The following is a 14,708-nucleotide window of genomic DNA, read 5'->3' as shown; positions in this document are numbered from 1 at the left end:
AGTGAGCTTTTCTGAATAGTCCTCAATTCCCCATGCCCAATGCCCAATGCCCTATGCCCCATTCCCCATTCCCATAGAATATATTATTGAAATGCGATCGCATAAGTAAAACTACCCGTGGCTAATCAACAAAACACTACCGAAACCTTAGCAAGAACCCCCTTATATCAACAGGGTGTAGAACTGCAAGCGCGCTTTACGAGCTTTGGCGGTTGGGAAATGCCGGTACAATATAGCGGTATTTCCCGCGAACATGAAGCGGTGCGAAATGCCGCCGGAATGTTTGATATTTCCCACATGGGTAAATTCGCCTTGACAGGTAAAAACCTGATTTCGCAACTGCAAGGTTTAGTACCTTCAGATTTAAATCGTTTGCAACCAGGACAAGCCCAATACACTGTATTATTAAATCCCCAAGGGGGAATCATTGACGACATTATTGTTTATTACCAAGGGGAAGACTCTACTGGTACACAACAAGTATTTATCATTGTCAATGCAGCCACCACCGCTAAAGATAAAGCCTGGTTATTGCAGCATCTTGACCAAAATCTCGTCAACTTTCAAGACCTTTCACCAGATAAAGTCTTAATTGCTGTGCAGGGGCCAAAAGCCATTAATTATCTACAACCTCTAGTTAAACAAGACTTACAACCAATTAAAGCCTTTGGTCATACCCAAACCACAATCTTTGGTAAACCCGCCTTTATTGCTCGTACTGGTTACACTGGGGAAGATGGTTTTGAGGTGCTAGTAGACCCAGATGTCGGTGTAGAATTATGGCGGAGTTTGTATGAGGCTGGTGTTGTTCCCTGTGGACTAGGCGCGAGGGACACCCTACGTTTAGAAGCTGCAATGGCACTTTACGGCCAAGATATCGATGACACCACCACACCCCTAGAAGCTGGTTTAGGTTGGTTAGTTCACCTCGATACTAAAGGCGATTTTATCGGTCGGGAGGTTTTACAACAACAGAAAACTGCTGGTGTGCAACGCCGACTTGTAGGTTTACAAACCCCAGGACGAAACATTGCCCGTCACGGCTACCCAGTGATGGCAGACGGTAAAGTAGTAGGGGAAGTCACTAGCGGAACTTTATCTCTTACACTTGGTTATCCTGTAGCTCTAGCTTATGTTCCCACCCAATTCTCGAAGGTGGGACGGGAAATAGCTGTAGAAATTCGCGGCAAAGCATATCCAGCTACCGTAGTCAAACGTCCTTTTTATAAGTCGAAACATAAATAACTGTTCACAGTTGACAGTTGACCCACCGGATTTTAGATTTTAGTAGAACAGGGTAAATAATTAAATGTTTGTAGTGTACCCCTGCGGGGAAGCAAGCTACGCGGAGCGTCTCGCAGAGAGAACTTTAGTTCTCAAATCAGGACTAAAGTCCTTACTACAAACTGAATCCTATTATTTTTACATTAATTAACATAGTTGTTTTTTTCAACTCGTTCTACTTTTAAAATCCAAAATTGTTTAAGTTTTGACTTTTTCTCATGTGTTGTAAGATACTCAAGCTTACAGTATGGTCAATTCCTAAATATGATTTGAATTACTGTGAGAGCGATTTTTTTTGATATTTTAGAGGAACAGAAATGTCGTCGTTTGAATACCCTGAAGATTTAAGATATTTGGATAGCCATGAATACGTGCGGCTAGATGGTGAAATTGCCACTATCGGTATTACGGAATTTGCTGTCAATGAATTGGGTGAAGTGGTTTTTGTCGAACTACCAGAGATTGGTGATTTGACTGCTAAAGGTGATGAATTTGGTACGATTGAATCAGTCAAAGCAGTTGAAACCTTATATGCCCCCATTACCGGCACAGTAATAGAACGTAATGAGGCTGTAATTGATGATCCTGAAGCAATTTCAGTAGACCCCTATGGTGAAGGATGGTTATTAAAACTCCGTGTCAATGATGCTGATGAACTAGAAGATACATTGACGGCTAATGAGTATCGCGCGGCGGTAGAAGGGGAATAGTTAACGGGGGACTGGGGACTGGGGACTGGGTTTCAATGTCACCTGTCACCTGTCACCTGTGGCGTTATCTCTGTCTAAATACGAAATATTTCATAATCTGTTAAAAAATTTACAAATTACGGCAGCTTGTCAAGAGTATTTATTGCAGAATATTAATAATTAGTTACATCTGGAGTGTTAAGTTTGTGGTATTGTTTGCCTCTATTTCTCAGTCTAGCGATGGGCTACGCCCCACCGAAGGTGATCGCCAAAATCAATCACTAGACAAAAAGGATAACTTTACACAAAGGCATATAGGCGTAAGTTCTCAAGATATTCAATCCATGCTTGATGTCTTAGGACTATCTAGCCTAGACGATTTGATAGATAAAACCGTACCAAAAGCCATTCGGCTGAATCAACCGCTAAAATTACCAACAGCACAAACTGAGTACACAGCCTTAGCAAAATTAAAACAAATTGCGGCGAAAAATCAGGTGTTTCGCTCCTACATTGGGATGGGATATTACGACTGTATTACCCCCCCGGTAATTCAACGCAATATCTTAGAAAATCCGGGTTGGTATACAGCTTACACCCCTTATCAGCCAGAAATTGCCCAAGGACGACTGGAAGCCTTGCTAAATTTCCAAACCATGATTATTGACTTAACAGGTTTGGAAATCGCCAACGCCTCATTATTAGATGAAGGTACAGCCGCCGCCGAAGCTATGACCATGAGTTACGGTGTGTGTAAAAATAAAGCCACTGCCTACTTTGTTTCCCGTGAATGTCATCCCCAAACTATTGATGTCCTGCAAACACGGGCAAAACCTTTAGGCATTGAAATTATTATCGGTGATCATCAGACCTTTGATTTTGCTCAACCAATTTTCGGCGCAGTTCTGCAATATCCCGCCAGTGATGGTACTATCTATGACTACCGCGCTTTTATAGAAAAAGCCCATGCTCAGGGTGCATTGGTAACGGTAGCAGCAGATCCCCTCAGTTTAACTTTACTCACCACTCCCGGTGAATTTGGGGCTGATATCGCTGTTGGTAGCACCCAACGTTTCGGTATTCCCTTGGGTTTTGGTGGTCCTCATGCGGCATACTTTGCTACTAAGGAAGAATACAAGCGACAAGTTCCAGGGCGTATTGTCGGTGTCTCTAAAGATATCCACGGTAAAACAGCTTTGCGTCTGGCTTTGCAAACTCGTGAACAACACATCCGTCGAGAAAAAGCTACTAGTAATATTTGTACGGCACAGGTGTTATTGGCAGTGATGGCGAGTATGTACGCCGTTTATCATGGAAGTGATGGACTGAAAAATATTGCCGAGAATATCCACGAGTTAACCGCGACTTTGGCAGCAGGATTAAAACGGCTAGGGTATAAGATTAGTTCAGAAAGTTTCTTTGATACTCTGCGGGTAGAGTTAGGCACACAAACTCTAGAAACAATTCTTGCAGATTGTCAAGCCAGAAATGTGAATTTGCGGGTTTTCGATGATACGGCTGTTGGTATTTCTTTAGATGAAACCACTACCTTAGAAGATGTCATTGAACTTTGGCAGATTTTCGCCTTGACTGATGACTTACCCTTCACCACCGCAGAAATCACAACTTCTTCCCATATTCCCTTACCCCGTACTAGCGAGTATTTAACTCACCCCGTCTTCAACCGTTATCATTCCGAAACAGAATTACTGCGTTATCTGCACAAGTTAGAAACCAAGGATTTATCTCTAACTACATCAATGATTCCCTTGGGTTCTTGTACCATGAAGTTAAACGCCACCGCCGAAATGATACCAGTGACATGGGCAGAGTTTGGGAAGATACATCCCTTTGCACCAGCATCACAAACCCAAGGTTATCAAATTTTATTCCAACAATTAGAGGCGTGGTTAGGAGAAATCACCGGATTTGCAGGGGTTTCACTGCAACCCAACGCAGGTTCACAAGGAGAATACGCCGGGCTTTTGGTAATTCGAGAATATCACGCCAGCCGGGGAGAAGCACACCGCAACGTTTGTTTAATTCCCTCCTCAGCCCACGGTACAAACCCCGCCAGTGCGGTAATGTGTGGGATGAAAGTTGTAGCTGTCGCTTGTGATGCTGACGGTAATATTGATGTGGCTGACTTAAAAGCCAAAGCAGCAAAACACAGTCATGAACTAGCAGCGTTAATGGTGACTTATCCCTCAACACATGGCGTATTTGAGGAAGCCATTCAAGAAATCTGCGCTATCGTACATAGTCACGGTGGACAAGTCTACATGGATGGCGCAAACATGAACGCCCAAGTAGGGATTTGTCGCCCTGGTGATATTGGTGCAGATGTATGTCACCTGAACCTACACAAAACCTTCTGTATTCCTCATGGTGGTGGTGGCCCTGGGATGGGGCCAATTGGTGTTGCATCCCATCTTGTACCATTCTTACCAGGACATCCAGTATTAGGGACTGAGAAAAAACCCATGCCCCATGCCCAATTCGGTGCTGTGTCGGCTGCACCTTGGGGAAGTGCTAGTATTTTGGTGATTTCTTGGATGTATATTGTGATGATGGGGGCTGATGGATTGACAGAAGCAACCAAAGCCGCAATTCTCAACGCTAATTACATCGCCAAGAGATTAGAAAACTACTATCCTGTGTTGTACAAAGGGCAAAATGGTCTAGTTGCCCATGAATGTATTTTAGATTTGCGATCGCTCAAAAAATCCGCCAACATCGAAATTGATGACATCGCAAAACGCCTCATGGACTACGGTTTCCACGCCCCGACTGTCTCTTGGCCTGTGGCGGGTACAATTATGGTTGAACCCACAGAAAGCGAATCAAAAGAAGAATTAGACCGTTTTTGTGATGCGTTGATAGCTATTCGCCAAGAAATCGCCGAAATTGAGTCAGGTAAGATGGATGCACAAGATAACCTCTTGAAAAACGCACCCCACACCGCCGCCAGTCTCATCACTGGCGAATGGACTCATGGCTATACTCGTGAACAAGCCGCTTATCCTGCACCGTGGACAAGAGAACATAAATTCTGGCCGAGTGTAGGTAGAATTGACGCAGCTTTTGGGGATAAGAATTTCGTTTGTTCTTGTTTACCAATGGATGCTTATCAATAGAAGCTTGACTTTTCAAGTTATGTGGAAAAGTTAACTTGAAACCTAACCCCCTAACCCCCTTCCCTACAAGGGAAGGGGGAATTTGTAGCAGATTAAATTTGTAGTATGATATTAGTGAGTTACTGAGGAATTTGGACAATTTGAGCGATCGCATTTCCTAAACGAGTAAATTTCATCAAAATATTTGATCCTGAATGCGTTCTTCTCTCAACTCATCTATGAAAGTATTAATATCAAAATCTGGTGGTAATTCTGCCTCTACAACTAAAATGCCATCTTTGCGATAGAGGTTTGCTTGGTTAAGGTTGAGTTGAGTATGTGCTTCTATCTCTTGCCGACTCAGCGCGGTAATTTTTTCTGTGATGGCTTGCATAATAAATTGCTCAGTCGATATTCCTTGACTGTTTGCCCACTTTTCAATCTTTGCTTGTAGCTGGGGAGGAAAGTTCATAGATGTCAAGACAATTAATACTTTAATTGTAAAAGGCGATCGCACCTTGGATGATGAAAAGTGAATGACTTCACGCACAACTAGATACCCGACTCAACTAGATACCCGATTTTTTGAAAAAATCAGGTACCTGAAGCTGAACTTGAATTTCGTTACCACGCAATTCAGTTTTGTCACCAACACAATTGAATTTGTCACTAACGCAATTGAGTTTGTCACCTATGGCAAGATGCCCACACCACAATAACTATATTTCTGCACTATTTTAGTGGTGTCAGGCTACTAAATTTAATACTGAATTTAATTTTGAATTGATTTATCTGTTTCTCCGTCTTAAAGCTTGTTCTACTGTTCCACCTTTACGAAACCGAGATAAAAGTACAGCAGCTTCAGCCCGTGTCACAGCTTTTTGGGGTGCATAGATGCGGGTATTTGTACCATAAACGCGAACAAAGTTTCTACCACTAGCCGCATTACCTAAATCAAAAGCAATGTGAGGAAGATACCTTTCACTCATTTGCTCAACATCAGTAAACCCTTTAGTTTTACCAATAAAATCACGCAGCGTAGCCGATGAACGATTACTTCTGACAGTAGAATCTACAGAGGTTTTGAGGGCAATCATCTGCTCTCGTGTCAAAATATCATCAGGTCTAAAGTTACCATCATCAAAACCAGCTAGCAAACCAGCTTTGTAAGCAGCTTGAATAAAGTTGAAGTGGGGATGAGAGGAAGTAAGATCAGGAAAAGCTGATCTATTATTTTCAGCTATGGTAATTGGCTTTTTGTGTAAGTAATTATAAGTCTTAACTAACCAAGCCACAAATTCACCGCGAGTAATTGCTGTTTGTGGTTGAAATTGACCTGATGTAGTTTCTAATACTCCTAGTGCTGCTAATTGTCTAATTTCTGTTTCCCCGGCAACACCAGTAATATCACTGAAAGTTGTTGCGGAATTTGATTGGCTAATTTGACTCTCAGCAGTTAACAGTAGTCTGGGGGACTGTGCAAATGATGAATCATTGATACCTAGAGAAACTAAAGCGATAGCAGCCAAGCTGAGAGCATTTACAGTCAATTGCATCTGAGAATACATGATATTTTTCCCTTAGTTGTAGATGGTAGAGCAATTCAAAATTCAAAATTTAATATAGTCGAATAGGGTGTGTTAGGTGTAAGCCGTAACGCACCAAATCACTTGGTACTAGGTGCTAATATAAATATGTATCAGGGAAAAAGAATATGCAGAAAATTGCCCCATGTATAAGATAGGACTTACATAAGTGTCACAATCAATGCTTGGTGCGTGACGTTACAAGTCTTGTCAATACGTTGAAATACTCTAACAGCGTCACACAACGGCGATAAAGGGGGAAGAAAATCCACACTGCTTTTTGCCTTGCCTACATAAAAAGGATAATAGCTAGAGACAGAGTCAGTAGCACTATTTGCTGGTGGTTTTTTGTTTGTGAGTACCTAAATGGGTGAACTGACTGTTGTACAATGCAGTGTAAATCATGATTAGCCTCTAATTATTAGAGATAGTTTGTCATTTTATGGCAAATAACTGAGAGATTTGCCTAGTAGTAATTTGTGTAATTTTTGAGATAAATGCTAACTTATTTACCAGAAACTCTGACCAGTGCAGACCTGAAAATTGGTTTATTCGGTTTAGTATTAGGATGTTGCATATTTTTAGTTGGCGGTTTATTTATAGGAAAGATTAAGTCATTCTGGGATAATTTATCTCGTCTACAACTAAGCGATATTTATCAGAAGTTAATCAAGCCCAATGAGAGTTTAGTAACTGTTGTGAGTATCATTGGTATAATTGAGGCTCTGACAGTAATATTACCCAAAAATCAGGTTACTAATACCTTTGAAATCATCAATAGTTTAATATTAGCGATCGCTACTAGTTGGTTAGCAGCACAATTATTTAAAAATTTCTTTGATTTCTACTTATTAAACGCAGCTTTTAAGAGTGGACAAAAAGTCAGTAGTGAATTACTAATCCTTTTTAAATGGTTAGCTAATCTGATTATTGTCTTTGTAGCTATTTTTGTTTATGCTCAAACACATCAAATTAATATTTTTGGTTTACTAGCTAGTTTAGGAATTGGTGGTTTAGCAGTAGCCTTTGCTGCTCAAAAAACCTTAGAGCAAATTCTAGGGGGAATTGTTCTCTATCTTGATAGACCTTTTGTAATTGATGATTATATTGGTTTACCTGATGGAACTTTTGGTAGAGTAGAATCTATTGGCTTAAGGTCTACCCGCATTAGAACCTCTGGCAAAGGAACATTAGTGATAGTTCCTAACAGTTCTTTAACACAAGTGAATATTGAAAACTTCACTGGTGCTAAAAAAGTCATGTCTATTTTGTATTTAAAGTTCTTTCGGGTTATTAACAGTGAAGAAAGAGCCTTAATTCGTCAAGTAATTCTTGCCAGTACCAATGATATTTTTGGTATTGACTCCCGCAACACAGAAATCACTTTTAAAAATATTAATCATTTGAAAGATACAGAAATCACACAAGCACAAATTACTTTTTTCATTTTAGGCTCTGGTGATGTCTCAATGGAATTACGTCGTCAACTCTTAGATTTAGCTACTCAAAGCATCACTCAATATTTAAAAGAATATGGTATTGCCTTCGAGATAGAAGAACCAACAATTTATGTAGACTCACCAATTACAATCTAGACAAGATGACAGAACTTTCTAATTTCATTCTCCAGTTTCTACAACGGGACACTACAATATATGCTTTAACTAAGTTTGGCATATTTCTATTTTTTATTCTCTTATCATGGCTAATAGGACGTTATACCCCTAGCTTTGTGAGAATTGCCATTCAACGTTTTGCACCCCAGCAATTTGCCAGTATTTACAATAATTTAATTGAACCAATTAGCAATTCATTTAAAATTGCCGGTACATTAATTCTGATTTCCTTATCTTTATCATGGATTGAAGAATATACATCAGTTTATAGATTTTTGTCACCTATTGTAGATTTAGCCGTGATTATTAGTTTAGCGTGGCTAGCATCTAGTTTATTTCGGCAATTTATTCGTGTGTATGGCATTGAATTAGTCCGCAAGTTTGGCAGAGAAGTAGACGAATTACTTTTAGTATTTGAAACTCTAGCCAATGTCATTATCGGATTTATTGCTGTATTGGCATTTGCCCAAAGTCAACAATTCAATTTAATTGGGTTATTAACTGGTTTAGGAATTGGGGGTTTAGCCGTAGCTTTTGCGGCGCAAAAAACCCTTGAACAATTACTAGGAACAATAGTGTTATATTTAGATAGACCTTTTGTGCCTGGGGAATATATCCGGTTGCAAAAATCAGCACAAATTCCCGAAGGTTTGTTTGGCAGAGTGGAATCAATTGGCATTCGTTCTACTAAAATTCGTACAGCCGCCAAAAGTACCTTATTTATTATTCCTAATTCGATTTTGGCTAATTTAGAAATAGAAAATATTACTCGCGGTAAAAAAGTGATGGTTTTACTTTATCTAGATTTTTTACATCTGTTAGTAGAACAAGAACAAGCTTTAGTACAGCAGGTAATTGTAGAAAGTACTAATGCCTTGTTTGGCATTGACCCAGGAAGTACTAGCATTACTTTTTTAAATCACAATTCCAGCCAGGAAATTACTCGTACCAGAGTAACATTTTTTATTTTGGGTTCTAGCGATAACTCCTTACAATTGCGTAAGCGTCTTTTAGAATTAGCCAATGACAAAATATCTAAAAAATTAGTCAATCATGGAATTGAGTTTACCATGCAAGAACCAACAATTTATGTAGAATCACCTGTGACTATTTGAGGATTTTAAATAAAAATGTTACTACATTTAAGCACTTGGCAAGAAGTAGAAACTTACTTACAAACATCCACAGGAATTATTGTTCCCATTGGTTCAACAGAACAACATGGCCCTACGGGTTTAATTGGTACTGATGCAATTTGTGCAGAAGCGATCGCCCGTGGTGTGGGAGAGGTGACACAGGCGATCGTTGCCCCTACAATCAATGTAGGGATGGCATTACATCACATAGCTTTTCCTGGTTCTATGAGTCTGCGTCCTAGCACTTTAATTCAAGTAGTGCGCGACTATGTAACTAGTCTAGCTAAAGCTGGTTTTACTAAGTTTTATTTTATTAATGGACACGGTGGTAATATCGCCACCCTCAAGGCTGCATTTTCTGAAACTTACGCTTATTTAGAAGATTTGCAACTCCACAATGCAGCACAAGTACAGTGTCAAGTTGCTAATTGGTTTATGTGCAGTTCTGTATATAAACTTGCAAAAGAATTGTATTCTGATCAAGAAGGTTCTCATGCTACCCCTAGCGAAGTAGCTGTTACCCAATACATCTATCCAGAGGCAATTAAGCAAGCATATTTATCCCCAGAAGTGGCATCTGGACATAAAATTTATAGTGCCACAGATTTTAGATTACGTTACCCAGATGGACGCATGGGTTCTAATCCTGCTTTAGCGACACCAGAACATGGTAAACAGTTTTATGATTTAGCTGTCAAAGAACTTAGTCAAGGATATTTAGACTTTCTTAACAGTTAACGTGAGTTCGACGAATTTGAAAAATTCTGTACTGTAGAGACGTTGCATGCAACGTCTCTACATCATTTATTTGGCTCAACTTGATAGAGAATTGGTATAACACACCCTAAAATTTAAGGTTTACTTTATTTGGTGCAGCAAAAAGTTTCTCAAGCAATTGCAAATGGCTTTCTATTAGCGGTATATTTTTAGCAGCAAAGGCTTTTAACTCCTTATCTTCACCCAACTGTAACAGACGACTATTGAGAATTAAACCTTCCATGTGAGTATTAATACCAGCTTCATTGATGTATGCTTGATCAAAATCTGTACCAGATAATTTTGATAGTTGCGTAACTAAAGCTTGATATTTCATCCCCATATCAGTTGGTAAAGTTATTCCTTTTTGGGTGGCCAACTGCTGCAATTCTTGATTTACAGGTGTATGTTCTTTGATCATTTGCTGGGCATATTGTTTAACTTTATCATTCTGAGACTTTTCTAAAGCTAATTTTGCCATTGCTAGTTCTGCCATCCCAGTTTGAGCCGCTTCTGTTACGTATACCCTCTCAAGTTGAGTGATTTGGGTTTGCTGTTTAGTAGGAGGATTTTGGCTGATGATTTTAGCAATAGCTGGTGAGTTAATTTGTGAATAACCAACAACTGCGATCGCTGCACTCAATCCTACAGTTTTGATCAGATTGGTTAACTGTTTGGTAACTTTTATTTGTAATACTTTCATTTTTTTAATCTTGTTCTAAAATTTCCGATGGTAATAAACCTGGACGATGAGCATCATCAGGAACACCGTGGGGATTAAATACTCCTTTGGGTAAGTACACTAATTCTCTAAGTGGTGTAACCATTGGGTCATTAGTAACTTTGTAAGGTAATCTTCCCATCGCCACATTATCCATATTCAATTGATGGCGATCGTATGTAGAAAGCTCATATTCTTCAGTAAATGATATACAATTAGTCGGGCAGTATTCTACACAGTTACCGCAGAAAATACACACTCCAAAATCAATACTGTAGTGATTAAGTTTTTTCTTTTTAGTAGCTTGATCGAACTCCCAATCTACTACAGGGAGATTAATTGGACACACCCTTACACATACTTCACAAGAAATACACTTATCAAATTCAAAATGGATTCTGCCCCGGAAACGCTCCGAGGGAATCAGTTTTTCATAGGGATACTGCACAGTAATCGGACGGCGATTCATGTGATCAAATGTTACTGAGAGTCCTTGCCCTATATATCGACCAGATTGCAAAGATGTTTGGACATAATCATTAATTTGCTGGAGAAATTTAAACATAACTCACTTACTCTTGGCTAACCCTTTGATTAGCAACAGTAATCACTTTTATTAACTTTACCCTCTGTCTAATGAAGGGATTTAGTTGATAAATTTCAGGTAATGTTAACTACAAATTGACTTTATACGGAGTATTTCTTTAGCTGATGTGAAAATCACAGTAAGGTAGTTCTCAAGAATGATGTAATAAGTCAATCTTTTTTGAATATATAGCAATATACTGGCTGCAAAAGGGTGATTAAAGTCAAAGGGTGATTAAAGTCCAATACGGTTCAGTTAGGGCTAAAATCTGGGGTTTGTGAAGTAAGGAAAAGTTCGTAGTAAGGACTTCAGTCCTTAGATGAGGACTAAAGTCCTCACTACAAACTATTTTCTTAACTGAACTGTATTGGATTAAAGTCTATAGAATCATCAGAGCCAACTAGTGTAAATATTGAACAAGATTTTTATATAGATGCCAAAAAATAAGGTGAATCAGCAGAATATTGCTAATAAATCAATTATTCCACCAACACAAGACAGATTTACTTTACTGGTGCGAAGTAGTTTAATTTTAGGAGTTTCAGTAATTGTATTTGTAGCCGCTATTTACTACGGCATCATCAATCCTTAAAAATTCAATAATTAACAGAACTTACGCAAGTGTCAAAATTGATGCTTGGTGCGTGACGCTATAAGTCTGATGGCTACGTTAAAATACTTTCGCAGCGTCACACACCCTACTTCTTAGAGGATAGCGGTACACAGCGTAGTTACAAATTACGAATTACGAATTACGAATTAATTCCAATCTCATTCTTTAGTGTGATGTAACTAGTAGTAGTTAATTTGTTTATTACTTTTATAGAGACGAATCCATCAAATTGCTTGAGAATGTAATTAACTAAAAATCGCCGATTTATCTCTATCACTCCCATCTTTTCTATCAAAATCGTCAAGAATTGCTAGCTGATTAGCAATAGCAAATTAGTTGAGCGAAAAAGGATGTGATCAAAATACATGGCAGTAAAATATCCTAAATTTAGCCAGGATCTTGCTCAAGATCCAACTACGCGGCGCATCTGGTATGCAATGGCTCAAGGTAACGACTTTGAGAGCCATGACGGCATGACAGAGGAAAATTTATATCAAAAAATCTTCGCTACTCATTTTGGTCATGTAGCGATAATTTTCCTGTGGGCTTCTAGCTTGTTGTTTCACGTAGCTTGGCAAGGTAATTTTGAGCAGTGGATTAAAGATCCTTTACATATTCGTCCCATCGCTCATGCGATTTGGGATCCCCATTTTGGTAAACCAGCCGTAGCAGCTTTTACCCAAGGTGGTGTTGACTACCCAGTGAACATTGCTTACTCTGGTGTTTATCATTGGTGGTACACCATTGGGATGCGAACTAATAATGATTTGTACATTGGTTCGGTGTTCCTTTTATTATTAGCAGCAGTATTTTTGTTTGCTGGTTGGTTGCACTTACAGCCCAATTTCCGTCCGAGTTTGACTTGGTTCAAGAGTGCTGAACCTCGTTTGAATCACCACTTGGCGGGTTTATTTGGTGTGAGTTCTTTGGCTTGGGCTGGCCATTTGGTTCACGTTGCCATTCCTGAATCTCGTGGGGTTCATGTTGGTTGGAATAATTTCCTGACAACTTTACCTCACCCCGCAGGTTTAGCACCGTTTTGGAGTGGTAATTGGGCTGTGTATGCTCAAAATGCGGATACAACTGGACATATCTTTGGCACTTCTCAAGGTGCGGGAACAGCGATTTTGACGTTTTTGGGTGGTTTTCATCCCCAGACAGAATCTCTGTGGTTGACTGATATGGCACATCACCATTTAGCGATCGCAGTTATTTTCATTATCGCCGGTCATATGTACCGCACTAACTTTGGTATCGGTCACAGTATCAAAGAAATGCTCAATGCCAAAAATTTCTTTGGTATCCGCACTGAAGGGCAGTTTAACTTACCCCACCAAGGACTGTATGACACCTACAACAACTCCCTACACTTTCAGTTGAGTATTCACCTGGCAGCTTTGGGAACAGCCGCTTCCTTGGTGGCGCAGCATATGTACTCTCTACCACCTTACGCCTTTATAGCCAAGGACTACACCACCCAAGCAGCGTTATACACCCATCATCAATATATTGCTGGGTTCTTAATGGTTGGGGCTTTTGCCCACGCCGGCATATTCTGGGTGAGGGACTACGACCCTGAACAAAATCAAGGTAACGTACTAGATCGAGTTCTCAAACATAAGGAAGCGATTATCTCTCACTTAAGTTGGGTGTCGTTATTCTTAGGTTTCCATACACTGGGGTTATACGTTCACAATGATGTAGTAGTTGCCTTTGGCACACCAGAAAAGCAGATTTTGATTGAGCCGGTATTTGCTCAATTTATCCAAGCTGCTCACGGTAAATTGCTGTATGGCATGGATGCTTTATTATCTAATCCAGATAGTATTGCTTTTACAGCCTATCCCAATCATGCTAATGTGTGGCTACCAGGGTGGTTAGATGCAATTAACTCTGGGACTAACTCCCTGTTCTTGACTATTGGCCCTGGTGATTTTTTGGTTCATCATGCGATCGCACTTGGTCTACATACCACTACACTAATCTGTGTGAAAGGTGCATTAGATGCCCGTGGTAGTAAGCTGTTCCCCGATAAAAAAGACTTCGGCTTTACCTTCCCCTGTGATGGCCCTGGCCGTGGCGGTAGTTGTCAAAGTGCCTCTTGGCAACAAACCTTTTTCCTCGCCTTTTTCTGGATGCTGAACCTCTTAGGCTGGGTGACGTTTTACTGGCATTGGAAGCATTTAGGCGTTTGGCAAGGTAATATAGCCCAATTTAACGAAAGTTCAACATACCTCATGGGTTGGTTTCGTGATTATCTCTGGGCGAACTCTGCACAGTTAATCAACGGCTATAACCCCTACGGTACAAATAACCTCTCTGTGTGGGCGTGGATGTTCCTCTTTGGACACCTAGTTTGGGCAACCGGTTTCATGTTCTTAATTAGCTGGCGTGGTTACTGGCAAGAATTAATAGAAACCCTAGTTTGGGCGCACGAACGCACACCATTAGCCAACTTAGTACGTTGGAAAGATAAACCTGTAGCTTTATCTATTGTCCAAGGTTGGTTAGTTGGTTTAGCACATTTCACCGTTGGCTATGTGTTGACTTATGCAGCTTTCCTCATAGCTTCAACTGCCGGTAAATTCGGATAAAACCAATTCGC

12 protein-coding genes are annotated in these 14,708 nt (G+C 40.0%); 8 read left to right on the top strand and 4 right to left on the bottom strand.

The window, feature by feature from the left end; all coding sequences use genetic code 11:
- Positions 1-117: 117 nt before the first annotated feature.
- The 3 genes from gcvT (at position 118) to gcvP (ending at position 5,110) form a co-directional block, all read left to right on the top strand.
- Positions 118-1,245: a glycine cleavage system aminomethyltransferase GcvT gene (gcvT, locus tag ACPZ3T_RS26900; RefSeq protein WP_490272488.1), complete on the top strand. Its 1,128-nt coding sequence runs from the start codon at positions 118-120 to the stop codon at positions 1,243-1,245.
- 356 nt (positions 1,246-1,601) lie between these two features.
- On the top strand, positions 1,602-1,994 hold the full coding sequence (gcvH, locus tag ACPZ3T_RS26895; RefSeq protein ID WP_490272487.1) for a glycine cleavage system protein GcvH: 393 nt from the start codon (positions 1,602-1,604) through the stop codon (positions 1,992-1,994).
- A gap of 185 nt (positions 1,995-2,179) precedes the next feature.
- Complete coding sequence (gcvP, locus tag ACPZ3T_RS26890) at positions 2,180-5,110, top strand: aminomethyl-transferring glycine dehydrogenase (RefSeq protein WP_490272486.1); 2,931 nt, start codon at positions 2,180-2,182, stop codon at positions 5,108-5,110.
- 175 nt (positions 5,111-5,285) lie between these two features.
- On the opposite strand, the gene ACPZ3T_RS26885 is transcribed toward gcvP, so the two are convergent.
- A complete protein-coding gene (locus ACPZ3T_RS26885; protein ID WP_490272485.1) occupies positions 5,286-5,639 on the bottom strand; it encodes a hypothetical protein in 354 nt (117 codons plus the stop codon).
- 238 nt (positions 5,640-5,877) lie between these two features.
- Positions 5,878-6,657 (bottom strand): S-layer homology domain-containing protein, encoded by a 780-nt coding sequence (locus ACPZ3T_RS26880; RefSeq protein ID WP_490272484.1) that lies wholly within the window; start codon positions 6,655-6,657, stop codon positions 5,878-5,880.
- A gap of 515 nt (positions 6,658-7,172) precedes the next feature.
- Here ACPZ3T_RS26880 and ACPZ3T_RS26875 point away from each other — a divergent pair.
- The 3 genes from ACPZ3T_RS26875 to ACPZ3T_RS26865 are packed head-to-tail and all read left to right on the top strand — an operon-like array spanning position 7,173 to position 10,165.
- Complete coding sequence (locus ACPZ3T_RS26875; protein WP_490272483.1) at positions 7,173-8,270, top strand: mechanosensitive ion channel family protein; 1,098 nt, start codon at positions 7,173-7,175, stop codon at positions 8,268-8,270.
- 5 nt (positions 8,271-8,275) lie between these two features.
- A complete protein-coding gene (locus ACPZ3T_RS26870) occupies positions 8,276-9,406 on the top strand; it encodes a mechanosensitive ion channel family protein (RefSeq protein ID WP_490272482.1) in 1,131 nt (376 codons plus the stop codon).
- A 15-nt stretch (positions 9,407-9,421) separates the two neighbouring features.
- A complete protein-coding gene (locus tag ACPZ3T_RS26865; RefSeq protein WP_490272481.1) occupies positions 9,422-10,165 on the top strand; it encodes a creatininase family protein in 744 nt (247 codons plus the stop codon).
- Between the two features lie 106 nt (positions 10,166-10,271).
- On the opposite strand, the gene ACPZ3T_RS26860 is transcribed toward ACPZ3T_RS26865, so the two are convergent.
- Both ACPZ3T_RS26860 and ndhI read right to left on the bottom strand, forming a co-directional pair.
- Positions 10,272-10,886 carry a DUF4142 domain-containing protein gene (locus tag ACPZ3T_RS26860; RefSeq protein WP_490272480.1) on the bottom strand — a complete coding sequence of 205 codons (615 nt, stop codon included), beginning with the start codon at positions 10,884-10,886 and terminating at the stop codon, positions 10,272-10,274.
- 4 nt (positions 10,887-10,890) lie between these two features.
- Positions 10,891-11,469 carry an NAD(P)H-quinone oxidoreductase subunit I gene (gene ndhI / locus ACPZ3T_RS26855; RefSeq protein WP_490272479.1) on the bottom strand — a complete coding sequence of 193 codons (579 nt, stop codon included), beginning with the start codon at positions 11,467-11,469 and terminating at the stop codon, positions 10,891-10,893.
- A gap of 454 nt (positions 11,470-11,923) precedes the next feature.
- Here ndhI and ACPZ3T_RS26850 point away from each other — a divergent pair, with 454 nt between their 5' ends.
- Together ACPZ3T_RS26850 and psaB are read left to right on the top strand one after the other, a co-directional pair.
- Positions 11,924-12,082: a hypothetical protein gene (locus ACPZ3T_RS26850; protein WP_490272478.1), complete on the top strand. Its 159-nt coding sequence runs from the start codon at positions 11,924-11,926 to the stop codon at positions 12,080-12,082.
- 386 nt (positions 12,083-12,468) lie between these two features.
- Positions 12,469-14,697 (top strand): photosystem I core protein PsaB, encoded by a 2,229-nt coding sequence (gene psaB / locus ACPZ3T_RS26845; protein ID WP_490272477.1) that lies wholly within the window; start codon positions 12,469-12,471, stop codon positions 14,695-14,697.
- The last annotated feature ends 11 nt before the right edge of the window (positions 14,698-14,708 follow it).

The sequence above is a fragment of the Aliinostoc maniaoense genome (assembly GCF_058172895.1).
Note: the sequence above shows the minus strand (reverse complement) of the source record. Positions and strands in the feature narration are given on the sequence as shown.

Excerpts from the sequence above, each read along its gene's own strand:
- gcvH (WP_490272487.1), top strand. The coding sequence starts at position 1,602 with ATGTCGTCGTTTGAATACCCTGAAGATTTAAGATATTTGGATAGCCAT.
- ACPZ3T_RS26880 (WP_490272484.1), bottom strand. The coding sequence starts at position 6,657 with ATGTATTCTCAGATGCAATTGACTGTAAATGCTCTCAGCTTGGCTGCT.
- ACPZ3T_RS26875 (WP_490272483.1), top strand. The coding sequence starts at position 7,173 with ATGCTAACTTATTTACCAGAAACTCTGACCAGTGCAGACCTGAAAATT.
- ACPZ3T_RS26870 (WP_490272482.1), top strand. The coding sequence starts at position 8,276 with ATGACAGAACTTTCTAATTTCATTCTCCAGTTTCTACAACGGGACACT.
- ACPZ3T_RS26865 (WP_490272481.1), top strand. The coding sequence starts at position 9,422 with ATGTTACTACATTTAAGCACTTGGCAAGAAGTAGAAACTTACTTACAA.
- ACPZ3T_RS26860 (WP_490272480.1), bottom strand. The coding sequence starts at position 10,886 with ATGAAAGTATTACAAATAAAAGTTACCAAACAGTTAACCAATCTGATC.
- ndhI (WP_490272479.1), bottom strand. The coding sequence starts at position 11,469 with ATGTTTAAATTTCTCCAGCAAATTAATGATTATGTCCAAACATCTTTG.
- ACPZ3T_RS26850 (WP_490272478.1), top strand. The coding sequence starts at position 11,924 with ATGCCAAAAAATAAGGTGAATCAGCAGAATATTGCTAATAAATCAATT.
- psaB (WP_490272477.1), top strand. The coding sequence starts at position 12,469 with ATGGCAGTAAAATATCCTAAATTTAGCCAGGATCTTGCTCAAGATCCA.